14 protein-coding genes are annotated in these 18102 nt (G+C 66.3%); 6 read left to right on the top strand and 8 right to left on the bottom strand.

Annotation, left to right across the window (positions count from 1 at the left end):
• The 4 genes from ngg to OEJ36_RS26530 all read left to right on the top strand — a co-directional run bounded on the left by ngg (nt 1) and on the right by OEJ36_RS26530 (nt 6129).
• Entirely contained in the window at nt 1-1758 is a 1758-nt protein-coding gene (gene ngg, locus OEJ36_RS26545; RefSeq protein WP_263404056.1) for an N-acetylglutaminylglutamine synthetase, read from the top strand.
• Nucleotides 1759-1799: 41 nt separating this feature from the next.
• Nucleotides 1800-2996 (top strand): osmoprotectant NAGGN system M42 family peptidase, encoded by a 1197-nt coding sequence (locus OEJ36_RS26540; protein ID WP_021218418.1) that lies wholly within the window; start codon nt 1800-1802, stop codon nt 2994-2996.
• A gap of 62 nt (nt 2997-3058) precedes the next feature.
• The gene (locus tag OEJ36_RS26535; RefSeq protein ID WP_263404055.1) at nt 3059-5818 is read left to right on the top strand and encodes a hybrid sensor histidine kinase/response regulator; all 2760 of its coding nucleotides are present in this window, start codon (nt 3059-3061) and stop codon (nt 5816-5818) included.
• 68 nt (nt 5819-5886) lie between these two features.
• Entirely contained in the window at nt 5887-6129 is a 243-nt protein-coding gene (locus tag OEJ36_RS26530; RefSeq protein ID WP_021218416.1) for a YheU family protein, read from the top strand.
• 51 nt (nt 6130-6180) lie between these two features.
• Here OEJ36_RS26530 and OEJ36_RS26525 read toward each other — a convergent pair whose 3' ends face one another.
• From OEJ36_RS26525 to OEJ36_RS26505, 5 genes are all read right to left on the bottom strand, one after another.
• Nucleotides 6181-6591, bottom strand: a complete 411-nt coding sequence (locus OEJ36_RS26525) for a VOC family protein (RefSeq protein ID WP_263404054.1) — start codon at nt 6589-6591, stop codon at nt 6181-6183.
• A gap of 10 nt (nt 6592-6601) precedes the next feature.
• Nucleotides 6602-7033, bottom strand: a complete 432-nt coding sequence (locus OEJ36_RS26520; RefSeq protein ID WP_263404053.1) for a YciI family protein — start codon at nt 7031-7033, stop codon at nt 6602-6604.
• Between the two features lie 304 nt (nt 7034-7337).
• Nucleotides 7338-8654 (bottom strand): ATP-binding protein, encoded by a 1317-nt coding sequence (locus OEJ36_RS26515; RefSeq protein WP_263404087.1) that lies wholly within the window; start codon nt 8652-8654, stop codon nt 7338-7340.
• Nucleotides 8655-8707: 53 nt separating this feature from the next.
• Complete coding sequence (locus OEJ36_RS26510) at nt 8708-9385, bottom strand: response regulator (RefSeq protein ID WP_263404052.1); 678 nt, start codon at nt 9383-9385, stop codon at nt 8708-8710.
• A 54-nt stretch (nt 9386-9439) separates the two neighbouring features.
• Complete coding sequence (locus tag OEJ36_RS26505) at nt 9440-10045, bottom strand: outer membrane protein (RefSeq protein ID WP_263404051.1); 606 nt, start codon at nt 10043-10045, stop codon at nt 9440-9442.
• 392 nt (nt 10046-10437) lie between these two features.
• On the opposite strand from OEJ36_RS26505, the gene OEJ36_RS26500 reads away from it, so the two are divergent.
• Entirely contained in the window at nt 10438-11157 is a 720-nt protein-coding gene (locus OEJ36_RS26500) for a 4'-phosphopantetheinyl transferase (protein ID WP_263404050.1), read from the top strand.
• A 237-nt stretch (nt 11158-11394) separates the two neighbouring features.
• On the opposite strand, the gene OEJ36_RS26495 is transcribed toward OEJ36_RS26500, so the two are convergent.
• From OEJ36_RS26495 to OEJ36_RS26485, 3 genes are all read right to left on the bottom strand, one after another.
• Complete coding sequence (locus OEJ36_RS26495; protein ID WP_263404049.1) at nt 11395-13014, bottom strand: ATP-binding protein; 1620 nt, start codon at nt 13012-13014, stop codon at nt 11395-11397.
• Entirely contained in the window at nt 13011-13547 is a 537-nt protein-coding gene (locus tag OEJ36_RS26490; RefSeq protein WP_263404048.1) for a GNAT family N-acetyltransferase, read from the bottom strand. Before OEJ36_RS26490 ends, OEJ36_RS26495 begins: the two co-directional genes overlap by 4 nt.
• Before the next feature lie 63 nt (nt 13548-13610).
• On the bottom strand, nt 13611-14336 hold the full coding sequence (locus OEJ36_RS26485; RefSeq protein WP_021218407.1) for a response regulator: 726 nt from the start codon (nt 14334-14336) through the stop codon (nt 13611-13613).
• Between the two features lie 714 nt (nt 14337-15050).
• On the opposite strand from OEJ36_RS26485, the gene OEJ36_RS26480 reads away from it, so the two are divergent.
• Nucleotides 15051-17939, top strand: coding sequence for a ribonucleoside-diphosphate reductase subunit alpha (locus OEJ36_RS26480; protein ID WP_263404047.1), 2889 nt, complete (start codon nt 15051-15053; stop codon nt 17937-17939).
• The last annotated feature ends 163 nt before the right edge of the window (nt 17940-18102 follow it).

Below are 18102 nucleotides of genomic sequence, written 5' to 3'. Positions count from 1 at the left end.
ATGAAATTCTTTACCAGCCAGGAATACGTGCAAAGCCAGCGCCTGATGCGCGGCCAGGCGCCCTCTTACGAGCGCCTGCAGGCACGCCTGGCGGAAGAGCACAAGGATGAACAGCCGGAGCAGGTCCAGGTGTTGCACTGCGGCTGGGGCCGCCTGCTGCTGGGCCACACCTACCCGGACCCGGCCAGCCTCGCCCGCGAGCTGCTGGCCGAGAGCCCCGGCGAACGCGATATCGCCCTGTATGTGGCGGCGCCCCAGCAGGTGCTGGCCCAGGCGCCGCAGCAGCTGTTCCTCGACCCTTCCGACACCCTGCGCCTGTGGTTCACCGACTACCGCCCGGCACGCCGGGCCTTCCGTGGCTTCCGCATCCGCCGCGCCCATAGCGAGGACGACTGGCAGGCCATCAGCCAGCTCTACCGCAGCCGCGGCATGCTGCCGGTGGACCAGGACGCCATCACCCCGCGCCACCAGGGCGGCCCGGTGTACTGGCTGGCCGAGGATTCGGCCAGCAACCAGGTGGTGGGCAGCGTGATGGGCCTCAACCACCGCAAGGCCTTCCATGACCCGGAGGCCGGCTCCAGCCTCTGGTGCCTGGCGGTGGACCCGCAATGCAACCGCCCCGGCGTCGGCGAGGCGCTGGTGCGCCACCTCATCGAACACTTCATGAGCCGTGGCCTGGCCTACCTGGACCTGTCGGTGCTGCACGACAACCGCCAGGCCAAGGCGCTGTATTCCAAGCTCGGCTTCCGTGACCTGCCGACCTTCGCCATCAAGCGCAAGAACGGCATCAACCAGACCCTGTTCCTCGGCCCCGGCCCGGAGCAGGACCTCAACCCCTACGCGCGGATCATCGTCGACGAGGCCCACCGCCGTGGCATCGAAGTCCGCGTCGACGACGCCCACGCGGGGCTTTTCAGCCTCAGCCAGGGCGGGCGCAGCGTGCGTTGCCGCGAGTCGCTGTCGGACATGACCAGCGCCGTGAGCATGACCCTGTGCCAGGACAAGACCCTCACCCACAGCACCCTGGCCCGCGCCGGCCTCAGCCTGCCGGCCCAGCGCCTGGCGGGCACCGAGGAAGAGAACGCCGCCTTCCTCGCCGAGCACGGCGCCGTGGTGGTCAAGCCGGTGGACGGCGAACAGGGCAATGGCGTGGCGGTGGACCTGCGCAGCATCGAGGACGTGCAGGCGGCCATCGACAACGCCCGGCGCTTCGACAGCCGCGTGCTGCTGGAAAGCTTCCACCAGGGCCACGACCTGCGCATCGTGGTGATCGGCTACGAAGTGGTCGCGGCGGCGATCCGTCGCCCGGCCGAGATCGTCGGCGACGGCCAGCGCAGCATCCGCTCGCTGATCGAGGCGCAGAGCCGCCGGCGCCAGGCCGCCACCAGTGGTGAAAGCCGCATCCCTCTCGACGACGAGACCGAACGCACCCTCAGGGACGCCGGCTACGGCTACGACGATGTGCTGCCCGAGGGCACCCACCTCGCCGTGCGCCGCACCGCCAACCTGCACACCGGCGGCACCCTGGAGGACGTCACCGGCATCCTCCACCCGCGCCTGGACGAGGCGGCCGTCCGCGCCGCCCGCGCCCTCGGCATCCCGGTGGTGGGCCTGGACCTGCTGGTGCCCGCCGCCGACCAGCCGGACTACGTATTCATCGAGGCCAACGAGCGGGTCGGCCTGGCCAACCACCAGCCGCAACCCACGGCAGAGCGCTTCATCGACCTGCTGTTCCCGCTCAGCCAGCCGCTGTCCTGAGTCCCGGGCCTGCGGGCCCGGCACTTCGCAAAGGAGACGCCATGACTGCCAGAAAGCTCCCCGAACCCGATATCAACTACCTGCGCCAGGTGCTCCTGGAGATGCTCGCCATCCCCAGCCCCACCGGCTTCACCGACACCATCGTGCGCTACGTCGCCGAGCGCCTTGAGGAGATGGGCATCCCCTTCGAGCTGACCCGTCGCGGCACCATCCGCGCCACCCTGCTGGGCCGGCAGAAGAGCCCGGACCGCGCGGTGGCGGCGCACCTGGACACCATTGGCGGCATCGTCCGCCAGATCAAGGACAACGGCCGCCTGGCCCTGGCGCCGGTGGGCTGCTGGTCCAGCCGCTTCGCCGAAGGCAGCCGCGTCAGCGTGTTCACCGACACCGGGGTGATCCGTGGCAGCGTGCTGCCGCTGCTGGCCTCCGGGCACGCCTTCAACACCGAAGTGGACAGCATGCCCATCAGCTGGGATCACATCGAACTGCGCCTGGATGCCTACAGCTCGACCCGTGCCGATTGCGAATCCCTGGGCGTATGCATCGGCGACTTCGTCGCCTTCGACCCGCTGCCCGAGTTCACCGAGAGCGGCCATATCAGCGCCCGCCACCTGGACGACAAGGCCGGTGTCGCCGCCCTGCTCACCGCGCTCAAGGGCATCACCGAAGCCAAGCTGGTGCCGCCCATCGACTGCCACCCGCTGTTCACCATCACCGAGGAGATCGGCTCCGGTTCCGCCGGTGCGCTGCCCTGGGACGTCAGCGAGTTCGTCGGCATCGACATCGCCCCGGTCGCCCCCGGGCAGCACTCCAGCGAGCACGCCGTCAGCGTCGCCCTGCAGGACTCGGCAGGCCCCTACGACTACCACCTCTCGCGGCACCTGCTGAAGCTGGCGGAGAAGAACGTCATCCCCGTTCGTCGCGACCTGTTCCGCTACTACCACAGCGATGCCCAGTCGGCGATCGCCGCCGGCCACGACACCCGCGCCGCCCTGCTGGCCTTCGGCTGCGACGCCACCCACGGCTACGAGCGCACCCACATCGACAGCCTGGAAGCCATGGCCCGGCTGCTGGGCGCCTACATGATGAGCCCGCCGGTATTCGCCAGCGACGCCGACAATGCGCAGAACTCCCTGGAGCCATTCAGCCACCAGCTGGAACACACCGCGCAGATGGAAAACGACACGCGCGTACCGACTGTCGGAAGTCTCGTAGGCAAGGGCGAAAGCGACGCTTGATGGCCACCTCACATAAAGGCAAAGTGCCAGGCCACAGGTAATAAAAACCACGGGGTGAAAGGATGCCTCGCCTCTGTCTGGCGCTCCTGTTGTTCTGCCTTGCCGGCCAGGCCTGGGCGCTTCCGAGCGCCCCCCTCGACCGTGATGACCTGCGCCTGTCGCTGAGCCCCTTCATGGGTTACCTCGAGGATCGGGACGGCACGCTGCAGGTCGGCGATCTGCGCAAGCTCCCTGACGAAGCCTTCACCCCGGTCCGTGGCGAGCACGCCAACCTGGGCAAGAACAGCTCGGTCTGGTGGTTCAAGGTGCGCATGGTCAACAGCCGCCAGCACCCGCTCTCGGGTTACCTGGAAGCCAACTACCCGCTGCTGGACCACATCAAGGTCTTCCTCTTCGAACCCGACGGTCACCTGCAGGAACAGGAAAGCGGCGACAGCTTCGCCTTCGCCCAGCGCCCGGTGCAGGTGCGCAACTTCTGGTTCCCCCTCGACCTGCAGCCCGGCAGCAACACCCTGCTGTTGCGGGTGGAAAGCACCAGCACCATCTTCGTGCCGCTGTTCTTCAGCACCTACGGCGCCAGCGCCGCGGCCCAGGAAAACCTCATGGGGTTCAACGGCGCCTTCTACGGCGTGCTGTTCGCCATGTTCTTCTACAACCTGTTCCTCTATATCTCGCTGCGCGAGTCGGCCTACCTCTGGTACCTGGCCTACAACCTCAACGTCGGCCTGCTGGCCGCCTGCTTCGACGGCATGCTGTTCAAGCTGCTGCCCGAGCACGTGGCCTTCCAGTCGGTGAGCATCTACATCCTCATGTACCTGCACTGCCTCACCGCCGTACAGTTCAGCCGCCACTTCCTCCACGCCAAGCAATACTTCCCGCGCCTCGATACGGCGCTGCGGGTGGCGATGCTGGTGACGATGGCGATCTTCCTCTCGGCGCCGCTGATCGGCCTGCAGGCCTGGAACATCCTCGCCAGCATCACCGTCTCCGCCGTCTCGCTGCTGCTCCTGCTGGCCGGCATCTACGTCTGGCGCCGCGGCGTGCGCTACGGCTCCTACTACACCCTGGCCTGGGGCATCCTGCTGTTCGCCTTCATCCAGGCCACCACCGGCTCGCTGGGGGTGGAGGTGTTCGGCATCTTCGGTGCCACGGTGGTGAAGATCGGCGTGACCATCGAGCTGATCACCCTGTCCATCGGCCTCGCCGACCGCATCAACACCCTCAAGGAAGAAGGCTTCCGCTCGCGCCAGGCGGCCGAGCAGGCCCATGTCGAAAGCCGCGCCAAGAGCCGCTTCCTGGCCAAGATGAGCCACGAGATCCGCACGCCCCTCAACGGCGTGCTGGGCATGCTGCAACTGCTCAAGGAAACCCCGCTGGACCGCAGCCAGCGCTTCTACGTCGACACCATCTCCAGCTCCGGCAGCGCGCTGATGTCGGTGATCAACGACATCCTCGACTACGCCCGCATCGAGTCCGGCAAGCTGACCCTGGAACACATCGAGTTCGACCTGGAGCAATTGCTCTCCGACACCCTCAGCCTGTTCACCGCCCAGGCCCTGGACAAGCGCCTGCGCCTCTACATCAGCCTGGAAAGCGGCGTGCCCCGGCGCATCAAGGGTGACCCCACGCGCCTCAAGCAGGTGCTGATGAACCTGCTGAGCAACGCCCTCAAGTTCACCGCCGAAGGCCATGTGGCGGTGAACGTCTGCCGCCGCTCCAACTCCCTCGGCGACCCGCACCTGATCTTCGCCATCAGCGACAGCGGCATCGGCATCCGCAACGAGGCGCTGTCGCAGCTGTTCGATTCCTTCGCCCAGGGCGACTCCAGCACCACCCGCCGCTACGGCGGCAGCGGCCTGGGCCTGGCCATCAGCAAGGAGCTGGTGGAAATGATGGGCGGCCGCATCGAGGTGCAGAGCACGCCCGGCCAGGGCACGCGCTTCGCCTTCGACACGCCGCTGCAGGAAGGCACCGAGGAAGACGACGAGCTGCTGCGCCTGCTCAAGGGCAAGACCGCCCTGCTCACCTCCCTCGACGGCCTCGGCCTCGACGCCCTGAGCCGCCTGCTGGGCCGCTGGGGCATGCGCACCGAGCGCTGCCAGACGCCCGAACGCCTGAACGAATACCTCGACGACTTCGCCGTGCCGCCGCTGCTGGTGCTGGTGGCGCCCTGGCCGGGCAGCGCCGCGCACTGGCTCGACTCCCTGCGCCCGCGCCTGGAACCGGGGCAGCGCATCCTCCTGCTGTGCCCACCCGAGCAGTGCCAGAACCTGCCCCAGAGCAACGGCCTGCGCCTGATCGCCATGGCCCAGCCGCTGGCCGTGGTACCCCTGCGCGAAGCCCTCGGCGACCTCTATCAGGAGCGCCGCCAGGAGCCGCGCCCCAGCATCGGCGAAGCCTTCAGCGACTCCAGCTCCGCCCCCTGCATCCTGGTGGCCGAGGACAACGCGGTGAATCAGCTGGTGGTGCAGGGCTTCCTGCGCAAGCGCGGCTACCGGGTGCGCACCGTCGCCAACGGCGTAGCCGCAGTGAATGAATACGAGCGCGACCCGGCAGGCGTGCAACTGATCCTGATGGATTGCGAGATGCCGGAGATGGACGGCTTCGAGGCGACCAAGCGCATCCGCCAGTTCGAACGCAACCGCCAACTGGTGGCCGTGCCCATCGTCGCGCTGACCGCGCACATCCTCGATGAGCACCGCGATGCCGGGTCCGAGGCGGGCATGGACGACTTCCTCGGCAAACCCCTGGACAGTGCCCTGCTCTTCGCCACCCTCGACCGCCTGCTGATGCGCCAGGACCTGCGCGAGGACTCCGCCTGAGCCGACGCCCGCGCATGGCGTCGCGGCGGTCATCGCGCTAGGATCGCCGCCTGCCCCTGAGGTCCGCCATGCTGATTCCCCACCACCTGCTCGAAGCCGACACCCTCACCCGCCTGATCGAAGACTTCGTCACCCGCGACGGCACCGACAACGGCGACGAAACCCCGCTGGAAACCCGGGTCGCCCGGGTGCGCCGTGCCCTGGAGAAAAAGCAGGCGGTGATCGTCTTCGACCCCGACAGCCAGCAGTGCCAGCTGATGCTGCGCAGCGAAGTGCCGAAGGAACTGCTCGAGTCCGCCGAGGACGAGTGACAGCCCCCGACGGAATCGATGCCCGGCACAGTCGCTGCGCGTTTGCGCGGCTTACTGATCCCTCTCGCAGTTGACCATCCACGGCACCCCGAAGCGGTCTTCGAGCATGCCGAAGCGCGCGGCCCAGAAGGTCGCCTCCAGCGGCATCTGCACCTTGCCACCGGCGGAGAGCGCGGCGAACACCCGCTCGGCTTCCTTGATGGAGTCGACGTTGAGCGACACCGAGCAACCACGGATGCCGTCATAGGGGTGTTCCGGCGTGGTGTCGGACGCCATCAGCGACTGGTCGCCAATGGTCAGGCAGGCATGCATGGCGCGGTCGTGGAACTGCGCGGGCACATGCTCGGCGGCCGGTGATGCACCGAAGGTCATCACCTGCAGCTCGCCACCCAGGGTCGCGTTGTAGAACTCGAAGGCCTCGCGGCAGTTGCCGGCGAAGATCAGGTAGGCATTGATTCTCATGGTGCTCTCCTTATTGTTGTTGGCCGGCTTCGAGCTGGACACGCTGTTGCTCTTCCTGCTCGCGCAGCTCGGGAGTCAGCTCGGCGCCGAAGTCCTCCATCGTGAAGATCTGGCGGATCTCGATGTCCGACTCGCCGCTCATCGGATTGGGGCAGCGCTTGACCCACTCGATGGCCTTCTCCAGGGATTCCACTTCCCAGATCCAGTAGCCGGCCACCAGCTCGCGGGTTTCCGCGAAGGGACCGTCGGTCACCGTGCGGCTGCTGCCGGAGAAGGTCACCCGCGCCCCACGGGAACTGGGGTGCAGCCCCTCGCCCGCCTGCATGATGCCGGCGTCGATCAGCTCCTGGTTGTAGGCGCCCATCGCCGCGAGCAGCGCCTCGCTGGGCATCGCGCCGGCTTCCGATTCCTTCGTTGCCTTGACCATCACCATGAATCGCATCGTGTCGCTCCTTCTTGTTCGGGGTTCATGCCCGCCAGGCTGGCGGTTCTGTCCATTAGTCGAACGGGCTGCGCAGGTTTCGACAGCCCTTCGAAAAAAATTTCACGCGCATCGACTCCAGGGAGGAAATGCGCGCGGGCACGGAGGCGAATCACAGCTTAGTGGGTCTTCGAAATCACGCCGGTGACAGGAGGGATGGAACGCCGAACGGCGTTCCCTGGATGCGAATCTGCAGCCTCCTGCCACCTCGCGAACATCCGCCGCCAGGAAGGAAGCCGGATGAGCGGGGAAAACCCGCCAACCCTCAATGCAGGGGCAGGCGGATGCGGAACTCGGCACCGCCCAGGCTGGAGTCATCCAGGGCCAGTTCGCCGTCGAAGCTTTCGACGATGTCGCGGACCACGGCGGTGCCGATGCCCTGGCCCGGGTGCTGGGCATCGAGGCGCTCGCCGCGCTTGAGGATGCGCGCACGCTGGTCCACCGGCACGCCGGGGCCGTCGTCCTCCACCCGCAGCTCGCAGAAATCGGCACCCTGCAGGGCGCTGACGCGGATGCGGCCGAGACACAGGCGGTAGGCGTTTTCCAGCAGGTTGCCGAGCAGCTCCAGCAAGGCGCCCTGTTCGACGGGCACGTCGAGGGCGGGGTCGAAGGCGCGCTCGACCTGCACCTTCTTGTCGCGGTAGACCTTGTCCAGCGCCTCGCAGAGCAGGTCGAGCAGCGGCGCCAGGCGCACGCGGTGGCGCACCAGGCCGCTCTTGCGCAGGGTGGCGCGCTGCAACTGGTAGTCCACCTGCTGGCTCATGCGCTCGATCTGGCTGCGCAGCACATGGGCCTGCTCGGGGTTGGCGGATTTGTTGATGGTCTCGCTGACGCCCTGCAGCACCGAGAGCGGGGTCTTCAGGCTGTGGGCCAGGTCATCGAGGGAGTTGCGGTAGCGCTCGCGCTGCAGGCGCTCGCTCTCCAACAAGCGGTTGAGGGAACCGGTGAGGCGCAGCAGCTCGCGCGGGTGCTCCTCGCTGAGGGAGTCACGGGCGCCGGCTTCCACCTGGTCCAGTTCCTCGCTGAGCCGGCGCAGGCTGCGAAAGCCCCAGGTGAGGCCGAACCAGAGCAGCGTCAACAGCAGCAACAGCGCGGCGCCAAGCCACAGGTAGAGCTGGTGGACGAAGCCGTCGTGCATCACCTGGTAGTCGCTCATCGGCTGCATGGTGACCACGCTGAAGGCAGCAGCTTGGCCGCGCAGCAGGTCGATCTCCACGTCGTAGACGAAGAACTCGCGGCCACGCACGTCGTGCACTCGGGTGAACTCGTGGCCACGGCCGTCATAGCGGGGCTCGTAGTGCACGGATTCGTCGGTGGAGGAACGCGACTGCCAAACCAGCTTGCCGTCGCTGTCGTAGATGTAGCCGAGCTGGGTGGCGTCGAGGTTGTCGAATTCTTCGTCGGGCAGCTTGTCCGGCATGTCCAGGCGGCCGTCGACGATGCGCGCGGCGGCGATCAGCGCACTGGCGTCGGCGGCCAGGCGCTTCTCGATGGCCTGGTCCAGGGCGTAGTCGAAGGCACTGCGCAGCAGGGGCAGCAGCACCAGCATGAACAGCACCGCGAGCGCCGTGGCGCCCAGCATCAGGCGCAGGCGCAGGGAGAACCCGGCGCGACGGCGGGGGCTGGCGGCGTGGCTCAACGGCAGCGCTCGGTGAACAGGTAGCCCTGGCCGCGCACCGTCTCGATGGGCTTGAAGCCGTGCTCGCCTTCCAGCTTGCGGCGGATGCGCCCGACCAGCACTTCGATGACGTTGGGGTCGCGCTCTTCGTCGCCGGGGTAGAGCTGCTCCATCAGCCGCTCCTTGGCCACCACCTGCTGATGGTGGCGCATGAGGTATTCGAGGATGCGGTATTCGTAAGCGGTCAGCGCCATGGGCGCACCGTCGATCTGCGCCTGCTTGCGGTTGAGGTCGAGCAGCAAGGGGCCGGCCTCGATGGTGGACTGGACGAAGCCCGAGGAGCGTCGCAACAGGGCATTGAGGCGCGCCTCCAGCTCTTCGAACTGGAACGGCTTGACCACGTAATCGTCGGCACCGGCGGCCAGGCCTTCGACCTTGTCCTGCCAGTTGCCGCGGGCGGTGAGTATGAGGATGGGGAAGGCCTTGCCGCCGCTGCGCAACTGGCGGATGAGGTCGAGGCCGCTCATGCCGGGCAGGCCGAGATCGATCACCGCGAGGTCGTGGTGGTATTCCTCGGCGCGGTACAGCGCCTCCTCGGCGTTGGGCACCGCGTCGACCACATGGCCCTGCTCGCCGAGGCGCGTATGGAGGTGATGGCGCAGCAGCGCCTCGTCTTCCACAACCAGCAATTTCATTGGCATTTCCTCAAGCAAAGGCCGGGCACTTGGCCCGGCCGTGCATGGCACTGGTCAGAACTTGTAGCTGGCGCCCAGGTAGGCCTGCGAGCTGCTGTGCAGGTCCAGCGAGCCAAGCTTGTCACCGCCGTGGGGCGCGACTTCGGTGCTGGCATTGGTGCGCAGGTAACGATAGCCGGCCTCGATGGAGGTGTTCTTGTTCAGCTGCTGGAGGATACCGGCCTGCAGGCCCGCTGCGTAGCCGATGTCGCTGTCGCGGCGCATGCCGGTGCCGTCCTGCTCCAGCTTCACCAGGCCGAGGGTGGCACCACCGAACAGCTTGGTGTTGTTGTCACCCAGGGGCAGGAAGACGTCGTAGCTGCCGAGCAGGTTCTGCTGGCGCAGCTTGTTGCCACGGTCGGTGTCCGAGAAGTTTTCGTAGGTGGCGTAGTAGCGGCTGCTGTCATCCATCATGCCGGCACGTACACCCCAGGTTCCGGTCTTGTGGATCACCTTGTCCAGGCTCGGGTCACCGAGGTTGGCATTCAGCGCCGAGGAGTTCTGGATGTTGTTGTTGGTCTGGCCCCAGGTCAGGCTGACGAAAGGATCGGCTGCCTGGGCGGAAGTGGCGGCGAAGGCCAGGCCGGCGGCGAGAGCGATAGGAGTCAGGATGGTTTTCATGAGGAGTTCCTCTGATGGATTTCGATTCGTGCTTGAACACGGAAGCCATCCTGCCTGGCGGGCACTGAACCGCCCCTGAACCCTCACTGAACCTCGGCTGAACGATCGGGAACGGGCATCGGAACACCGTCCTGAAGCGGGCAGCCATGACCACGGCACGAAAAAAAACGGGAGCCCCAAAAGGGCTCCCGTTCTCGATTCAGAGAAAACGCCCGGAGTCGACCAGTGGCCAGGACTCCAAGCTACAACCTCACCTGCGTTCCAGAAGAAACGCAGCGCTAGTCTGGCAAATAGCCCGCGAGGCATCCGTTTAGCTTTGGTAACCCGATTGCAAACATATGTAACCGGCGCAGACGCTGGCTCCCATCGAGCCGGCACGGCAGAATGCGCCCATGACGCCCGCCCTCCCCGCCTTCTGTACCCCCCTGGAATCCGCCTGGCCCTTCGCCACGCCGCTGCCCGGCATCGCCTTGCGCGGTTGCCGCTTCGACCCGACGCAGCTGGCCGAGCAGGACTTCGCCCGCTGCGCCATCGTCGCGCCCGCCAACATCCAGCGCTCGGTGGCCAAGCGCCGTGGCGAGTACCTGGCGGGCCGCCTCTGTGCCCGGGCGGCGTTGCTGGCCCTTACCGGCCGGGGCGAGGTCCCGGGAACCGGCGAGGACCGCGCGCCGATCTGGCCGGCGGGCGTCAGCGGCTCCATCACCCACGGCGCCGGCTGGGCGATGGCCCTGGTGGCACGCAAGGGGGACTGGCGTGGCCTGGGCCTGGACATGGAGCAGCGCCTGGAACCTGAACGCGCCCTGCGCCTGGCCGAAGAGATCCTCACCCCCGCCGAACTGCAACGCCTCGCCCTGCTCCCCCCCGAAGCACAGGCCGAGCGCGTGACCCTGACCTTCTCCCTCAAGGAAAGCCTGTTCAAGGCGCTCTACCCGCTGGTGGGCCAGCGCTTCTACTTCCACGATGCCGAGCTGCTCTCTGTGGATAACATCGCGCAGACGGCACGCCTCGCGCTGCTGATCGACCTGGCTGGTGAGTGGGTGACGGGCTGTGAGCTGGAGGGGCATTTCCAGCTGTATGACGACCGGCTGCTGAGCCTGGTGGCAGTGCGCTGAGCCGTCTGGATCAGGTCTCGACGTAGGATGGGGCGGGCGGCGTTCCGCGAGGTACGAAACCCATCGCTTCGAGGTGATGGGTTTCGCGGAGCTCTACCCATCCTACGTATTGAACACCCGTAGGTTGGCGCCGAGCGCAGCGAGGCCCAACCTACGTGGGAATTCATTCGCGATCGGTCTTTTCGCGGTTGAAACCGCCCCCACAAAAGCCCGGGCACGACCGCAGGCCGGGGCACGTTACGGCGGCAAATCCCCATCGCCCTGGCGGCGGGGCCAGACCAGGCTGAAGCGTGCGCCGCCGAGGCCATCGCTGCGGCCGATCTGGGCGCGGCCGGCGTGCCAGTAGATGATCCGTCGCACGATGGATAGTCCCAGGCCGTGGCCGCCGGAGGCGCGGGTGCGGCTGTCGTCGAGGCGCAGGAAGGGGGTGAAGATGCGCTCCCAATGGCTTTCCGGCACGCCGGGGCCGTCGTCCTCGACATCGATACGGCAGCGCTTGTGGCCGATCTGGTAGCTCAGCCGCACCCGCGATTCGGCGTGGCGCATGGCATTGCTCACCAGGTTCTGCAGGGCGCGGTGCAGGTAGCGCGGCTCGGCCTCGACCCAAGCACCCTCGCCGCTGGCGGTCAGGCACTGGCCGCGCTCGACACGCACGGCGACACGCAGCGGAGCGAGCTCGGCGATCACCTGGTCGAACAGCGCATCCAGGTCCACACGCTGGAAGTTCAGCGCCGGGGTGCCCTGCTCCAGACGGGCGTAGGTCAGCATCTCGTCCACCAGCTTGTCCAGCTCCTGGATATCGCCGTCCATGCCTTCCATGTACTTGCGCCGGGCGGTTTCGGTCTCGGCGTCGGCGATCATCTCCAGGCCGAAACGCAGGCGCGCCACCGGCGTGCGCAGCTCATGGGAAACCGCCCGCACCAGCTCGCGCTGCACCGAGAGCAATTGCTGCAGTTGCTCGGCCATGCCGTTGAAGGCCGCAGCCAGGCGCCCCACCGAGTCGGCGCCCTTGGCCGGCACGCGGGCATCCAGCTTGCCGTGGGCGATACGTGAGGCGGCGCTTTCCAGGCCCAGCAGGCGGCGCTCCAACTGGCGCACCAGCAGGTAGATGGTCAGGCCGATGAAGCTCAGGCCGAGCAGGCCGATCAGCACCAGCAGCTCCGGCGGGTAGGGGTTCATCAGGTACAGCGGGCCGATCTCCAGCACCCAGGGCGTGTCGACGATGCCGGCGAAGATGCGCACCGAATCACCGCCCTTGCCCAGGGCCATCACCGTGTCGCCTTCATCCACCCGGCGACGCTGGTCTTCGTCGAGGTCGGCGTCCTTGAGGGTCACCAGGTGCAGGTCGAAGCCGAACTGCTTGCCCTCCTTGAGCGCGGCGAGGCGCTGGGGCTGCTCGCGCACCGGGAAGCGCACCAGCTCGTCGATCAGCAGGTAGACGGTGGCGCGGGCCAGTTGCTCGCTGATCTGCTGCACCTCGCCTGTGAGCACCAGGTGCTCCTGCTCGCTCACCAGGCTGTAGACCTTGGCGGCGTGGGGGCCGGTCTGTTCCACCAGCACCTGCTTGCGCAACACCCGGCTGCGCACGCCGCTGTCGAGGCGGTCTTCGTCCAGGTCCTGCAGCGCCAGGGGGATGCCCATCAACCGGCTCCACAGCACCAGGGCGCGGCGCCGCTCGATGGCGGTCATGGGTTCGAGGTTGTCGGACATCAGGCGGAAGGTGCCGCGCGCCAGGCTCTCGCGGTACTGGTCGGCACGCACCTCGTTGACCTGGTGGAAGGTGAGCACGCCCAGCAGCGCCACCAGCACCAGCGTCACCAGCAGGCCGCCGTAGATGCGCAGGAAGATCGAGTTCACCGTGCCTCCCCCGCCAGCAGGCCGAAGCAATCGAGGCTGAGGTAGCGGCCATCCTTGTACTCGCACTCGCGGCGCACGCCCTCATGGGTGAAGCCGAGCCGGCGCAGCAGGCCGCTGCTGGCTGGGTTCTCCAGGTCCACCACCGCCTCGATGCGGTGCAGGCGCATGGCGGCGAAGGCATGGGCGATTACCGCTTCCAGGCATTCGCGCATCACCCCGCCGCCCCAGTAATCGGGCAGCAGCCAGTAGCCCAGCTCGGCGCAGCGGTGGCCATGGTCCCATTCGTGGTAGCCGCAGGCGCCTATAAGGTGCGCGGGATTGTCGGGCGTGCAGATGCCCCACCAGATGCCGGTGCGCTCGCGCAGCAGCGAGCGGTACCAGTCCATCTGCACCCGGGTGGCCTCCAGCGTGGCGTAGGACACGCCGTAGTAACGGATCACCTGCGGGTGGGACAGCCCGGCGAAGATGGCGCGGGTGTCGGCCAGGGTGATTTCCCGCAGGCGGAAGCGTGGGGTTTCGAGGGTGGGGAACATGCGGCTCTCGGGTTGGCGGTGCGGCGACCGGGTCGTTGCGGGCGACGCCTCCTTATATAAGGCTCAAAGCAGGCCTTCGGCCGCCTCCCTGACAAAAAGATAGCCCTTGCTGCGCACCGTCTTGATCAGGCGCGGGTGCATGGGGTCGTCACCGATCTTCGGGCGGATGCGCGAGATGCGCACATCGATGGAGCGGTCCTGGCCGTCGTACTCGATGCCGCGCAGGGCGTTGAAGATCTCCTCGCGGGAGAGGATGCGCCCGGCATTGGCCGCCAGCAGCCAGAGCAGGTCGAACTCGGCGCTGGTCAGCTCGATGCTGCGCTCGTTGAGCCAGGCCTCGCGCATGGCGTTGTCGATCACCAGCGGGCCGAACTCCAGGCGCCGCACGTTCTCTTCCACCGCCTCCGACAGGCCGCCCTCGCTGCGCCGCAGCAGCGCACGGATGCGCGCCAGCAGCACGCGCGGGCGCACCGGCTTGCACACGTAATCGTCCGCGCCCATCTCAAGGCCCAGCACTTGGTCCATGTCATCAGTGCGAGCGGTGAGCATGAGGATGGGGCCGTCGTAGCGCCCGCGCACCTTGCGGCAGATGGACAGGCCATCCTCGCCGGGCAGCATCAGGTCGAGCACCACCAGGTCGGGCTGCTCCTTGAGGATGCGCGCCACCGCCTGGCCGCCGTCGGACTCGATGGCCACCCGCAGGCCATTGCCCTCGAGGTACTCCCGGGTCAGCTCGGCCAGTCGTTGGTCGTCCTCGACGATGAGGATGCGCCAGGATTCTTGCTCCACCACGTACTCCTAATGAACTGCATCAAGGCCGTGAAACCGGCCGGCATTGTAGCAACGCCGGCCGTTCTGCACAGTGCATGCCAAAAACCCCACAAAACACTAGATATTGTGTTAGCTTGCGCACGGCCCGACATCCTCGAAACAGCCCGTTCCAGAGTGTCGCAGCCGCGACGAACGGTGTATCCCAGGCTCCACAAGGGCTGCCGCAATCCCTCCCCGCCTCACCCACAAATCACCCACAAGTTATCCACAGCTTGTTCAATACCCATCGCCTTGCAATACCCCCAATAGCGCATTATCTTGTACCCCCATCACGCGAGACCCCTACATATTGGGTTTTGCTAGATCACGGGACACAATCAGAATCAAGCACGAAATGCCTTTTTCACAGGCTTCGAACCCCGTGATCCTTTAGGAGTCCAACCCGCTGCCCGGCCCCAACCGGCAGTGTCGACCCAGGACACGAACGAAGTGACTGGAATCGGTAGAACGGTGTATCGCCCAAGGGCCAGCACCACTAGGTATTGTGTTTGTCGCTGAGGCTTAACACAGCGACCTTAGACTTGTAGTGCCAGGGAGGCGTCAGTGTCCCTTGCCCTTCCTGCCTTGTAGTAAGCGCCAGCAGCCCGGCCCCGGCCGAGCCACTGGCGTTTGAAAACGGAATGACGGGTGCTCACGCACCCGACTCAACAAATAGAGAACATGGAGACCCCCATGCAGACCGAAACCACTCGCGAGAACCCGCAGGCCAACGCGCCTCAGGCAGCCGATTCCAACCAGGATCTGGCCGCCACTGCGCCTGGCCAGCTGCGCGTGATCAAACGCAACGGTACCGTCGTCGCCTACACCGATGACAAGATCACCGTTGCCATCACCAAGGCGTTCCTCGCCGTGGAAGGCGGTACTGCCGCTGCCTCTTCGCGTATCCATGAAACCGTCGCGCGCCTGACCGAACAGGTCACCGCCACCTTCAAGCGCCGCATGCCCTCGGGCGGCACCATCCACATCGAAGAAATCCAGGACCAGGTCGAACTGAGCCTGATGCGCGCCGGCGAGCAGAAGGTCGCCCGTGACTACGTCCTGTACCGCGAATCCCGCGCCCAGGCCCGCAAGAGCGGCACCAGCGAGATCGCCCAGCCGCACCCGAGCATCCGCGTGACCCGTGCCGACGGCAGCGTCACCCCGCTCGACCTGGGCCGCCTCAACACCATCATCAGCGAAGCCTGCGAAGGCCTGGCCGAAGTCGATGGCGCCCTGATCCAGCGCGAAACCCTGAAGAACCTCTACGACGGCGTGGCCGAGAAAGACGTCAACACCGCCCTGGTGATGACCGCCCGCACCTTGGTAGAGCGCGAGCCGAACTACTCCTACGTCACCGCCCGCCTGCTGATGGACACCCTGCGTGCCGAAGGCCTGGGCTTCCTCGGCGTGGCCGAGAGCGCCACTCACCACGAGATGGCCGACCTCTACGCCAAGGCCCTGCCGGCCTATGTCGAGAAAGGTGCCGAGTTCGAGCTGCTCGACCCGCAACTGAAAACCTACGACCTGGAGAAACTGGGCCGCGCGCTGAACCACGAGCGTGACCAGCAGTTCACCTACCTGGGCCTGCAGACCCTGTACGACCGCTACTTCATCCACAAGGACGGCATCCGCTTCGAACTGCCGCAGATCTTCTTCATGCGCGTGGCCATGGGCCTGGCCATCGAAGAGAAGAAGGATCGTGAAGACCGCGCCATCGAGTTCTACAACCTGCTGTCGTCCTTCGACTACATGAGCTCGACCCCGACCCTGTTCAACGCCGGTACCCTGCGTCCGCAGCTCTCCAGCTGCTACCTGACCACCGTGCCGGATGACCTCTCGGGCATCTACAGCGCCATCCACGACAACGCCATGCTGTCCAAATTCGCTGGCGGCCTCGGTAACGACTGGACTCCGGTCCGCGCGCTGGGCTCCTACATCAAGGGCACCAACGGCAAATCCCAGGGCGTCGTGCCCTTCCTGAAAGTGGTCAACGACACCGCCGTTGCCGTGAACCAGGGTGGCAAGCGCAAGGGCGCCGTCTGCGCGTACCTCGAAACCTGGCACATGGACATCGAAGAGTTCATCGAGCTGCGCAAGAACACCGGTGACGACCGCCGCCGCACCCACGACATGAACACCGCGAACTGGATTCCGGACCTGTTCATGAAGCGCGTGTTCGACGACGGCCCCTGGACCCTGTTCTCCCCGTCCGACGTGCCCGACCTGCACGACCTGACCGGCAAGGCCTTCGAAGAGCGCTACGAGTACTACGAAGCCATGGCCGGCTACGGCAAGATCAAGCTGCACAAGACCATCGCCGCCAAGGACCTCTGGCGCAAGATGCTCTCCATGCTCTTCGAGACCGGCCACCCGTGGCTGACCTTCAAAGACCCGTGCAACCTGCGCAGCCCGCAGCAGCACGTGGGCGTGGTTCACAGCTCGAACCTGTGCACCGAGATCACCCTGAACACCAACAAAGACGAAATCGCCGTGTGCAACCTGGGTTCCGTGAACCTGGTGAACCACATCGTCGACGGCAAGCTGGACACCGCCAAGCTCGCCAAGACCGTCAAGACCGCCGTACGCATGCTCGATAACGTTATCGACATCAACTACTACTCGGTCCCGCAGGCTCGCAACTCCAACCTCAAGCACCGCCCGGTTGGCCTCGGCATCATGGGCTTCCAGGACGCGCTGTACCTGCAGCACATCCCCTACGGTTCCGACGCCGCCATCGACTTCGCCGACAAGTCCATGGAAGCCATCAGCTACTACGCCATCCAGGCGTCGTGCGACCTGGCCGACGAGCGCGGTTCCTACGAGACCTTCGACGGCTCGCTGTGGAGCAAGGGCATCCTGCCGCTGGACTCCCAGCAGATCCTCATCGAGGCCCGTGGCCAGAAGTACATCGACGTCGACCTGACCGAGTCCCTGGACTGGGCCCCGGTACGTGCTCGCGTACAGAAAGGCATCCGCAACTCCAACATCATGGCCATCGCACCGACCGCCACCATCGCCAACATCACCGGCGTATCGCAGTCGATCGAACCGACCTACCAGAACCTGTACGTGAAATCGAACCTCTCCGGCGAATTCACCGTGATCAACCCCTACCTGGTTCGCGACCTCAAGGCCCGCGGCCTGTGGGACCCGGTCATGGTCAACGACCTGAAGTACTACGACGGCTCCGTACAGCAGATCGAACGCATCCCGCAGGACCTCAAGGACCTGTACGCCACCGCGTTCGAAGTGGACACCAAGTGGATCGTCGACGCCGCCAGCCGTCGCCAGAAGTGGATCGATCAGGCCCAGTCCCTGAACCTCTACATCGCCGGCGCCTCGGGCAAGAAACTCGACGTCACCTACCGCATGGCTTGGTACCGTGGCCTGAAAACCACCTACTACCTCCGTGCCCTGGCCGCCACCAGCACCGAGAAGTCCACCATCAACACCGGCAAGCTCAACGCGGTTTCCTCCGGTAGCGATGAAGGCTTCAGCGCAGCGCCCGCCGCCGCGCCGGTACCGGCACCCGTGCCGCAAGCCTGCTCAATCGACAACCCCGACTGCGAAGCCTGCCAGTAACGGTCCGCGGAGCGGCCATCGCGTTGTTGGCCACCAGGCCGGCCCCCATCACGTACAGCCGTACGCTCAGGGGCTCCGGCCTGGCAGCCGCCTAGCGCTGACTCGCACCGAGAACCGTTAAAGCCAGCTCGCAGTAGCCCTCCTCTCCCCTCCGGGGAGGAGG

Source organism: Pseudomonas sp. PDM13 (genome assembly GCF_025685765.1).
Lineage (GTDB): Bacteria > Pseudomonadota > Gammaproteobacteria > Pseudomonadales > Pseudomonadaceae > Metapseudomonas > Metapseudomonas solani.
This window is presented reverse-complemented; position numbering and strand designations above follow the sequence as displayed.

What these genes read in the sequence shown, in the direction of transcription:
- ngg (WP_263404056.1), top strand. Translation starts at nt 1, where the DNA reads ATGAAATTCTTTACCAGCCAGGAATACGTGCAAAGCCAGCGCCTGATG.
- OEJ36_RS26540 (WP_021218418.1), top strand. Translation starts at nt 1,800, where the DNA reads ATGACTGCCAGAAAGCTCCCCGAACCCGATATCAACTACCTGCGCCAG.
- OEJ36_RS26535 (WP_263404055.1), top strand. Translation starts at nt 3,059, where the DNA reads ATGCCTCGCCTCTGTCTGGCGCTCCTGTTGTTCTGCCTTGCCGGCCAG.
- OEJ36_RS26530 (WP_021218416.1), top strand. Translation starts at nt 5,887, where the DNA reads ATGCTGATTCCCCACCACCTGCTCGAAGCCGACACCCTCACCCGCCTG.
- OEJ36_RS26525 (WP_263404054.1), bottom strand. Translation starts at nt 6,591, where the DNA reads ATGAGAATCAATGCCTACCTGATCTTCGCCGGCAACTGCCGCGAGGCC.
- OEJ36_RS26520 (WP_263404053.1), bottom strand. Translation starts at nt 7,033, where the DNA reads ATGCGATTCATGGTGATGGTCAAGGCAACGAAGGAATCGGAAGCCGGC.
- OEJ36_RS26515 (WP_263404087.1), bottom strand. Translation starts at nt 8,654, where the DNA reads ATGCTGGGCGCCACGGCGCTCGCGGTGCTGTTCATGCTGGTGCTGCTG.
- OEJ36_RS26510 (WP_263404052.1), bottom strand. Translation starts at nt 9,385, where the DNA reads ATGAAATTGCTGGTTGTGGAAGACGAGGCGCTGCTGCGCCATCACCTC.
- OEJ36_RS26505 (WP_263404051.1), bottom strand. Translation starts at nt 10,045, where the DNA reads ATGAAAACCATCCTGACTCCTATCGCTCTCGCCGCCGGCCTGGCCTTC.
- OEJ36_RS26500 (WP_263404050.1), top strand. Translation starts at nt 10,438, where the DNA reads ATGACGCCCGCCCTCCCCGCCTTCTGTACCCCCCTGGAATCCGCCTGG.
- OEJ36_RS26490 (WP_263404048.1), bottom strand. Translation starts at nt 13,547, where the DNA reads ATGTTCCCCACCCTCGAAACCCCACGCTTCCGCCTGCGGGAAATCACC.
- OEJ36_RS26480 (WP_263404047.1), top strand. Translation starts at nt 15,051, where the DNA reads ATGCAGACCGAAACCACTCGCGAGAACCCGCAGGCCAACGCGCCTCAG.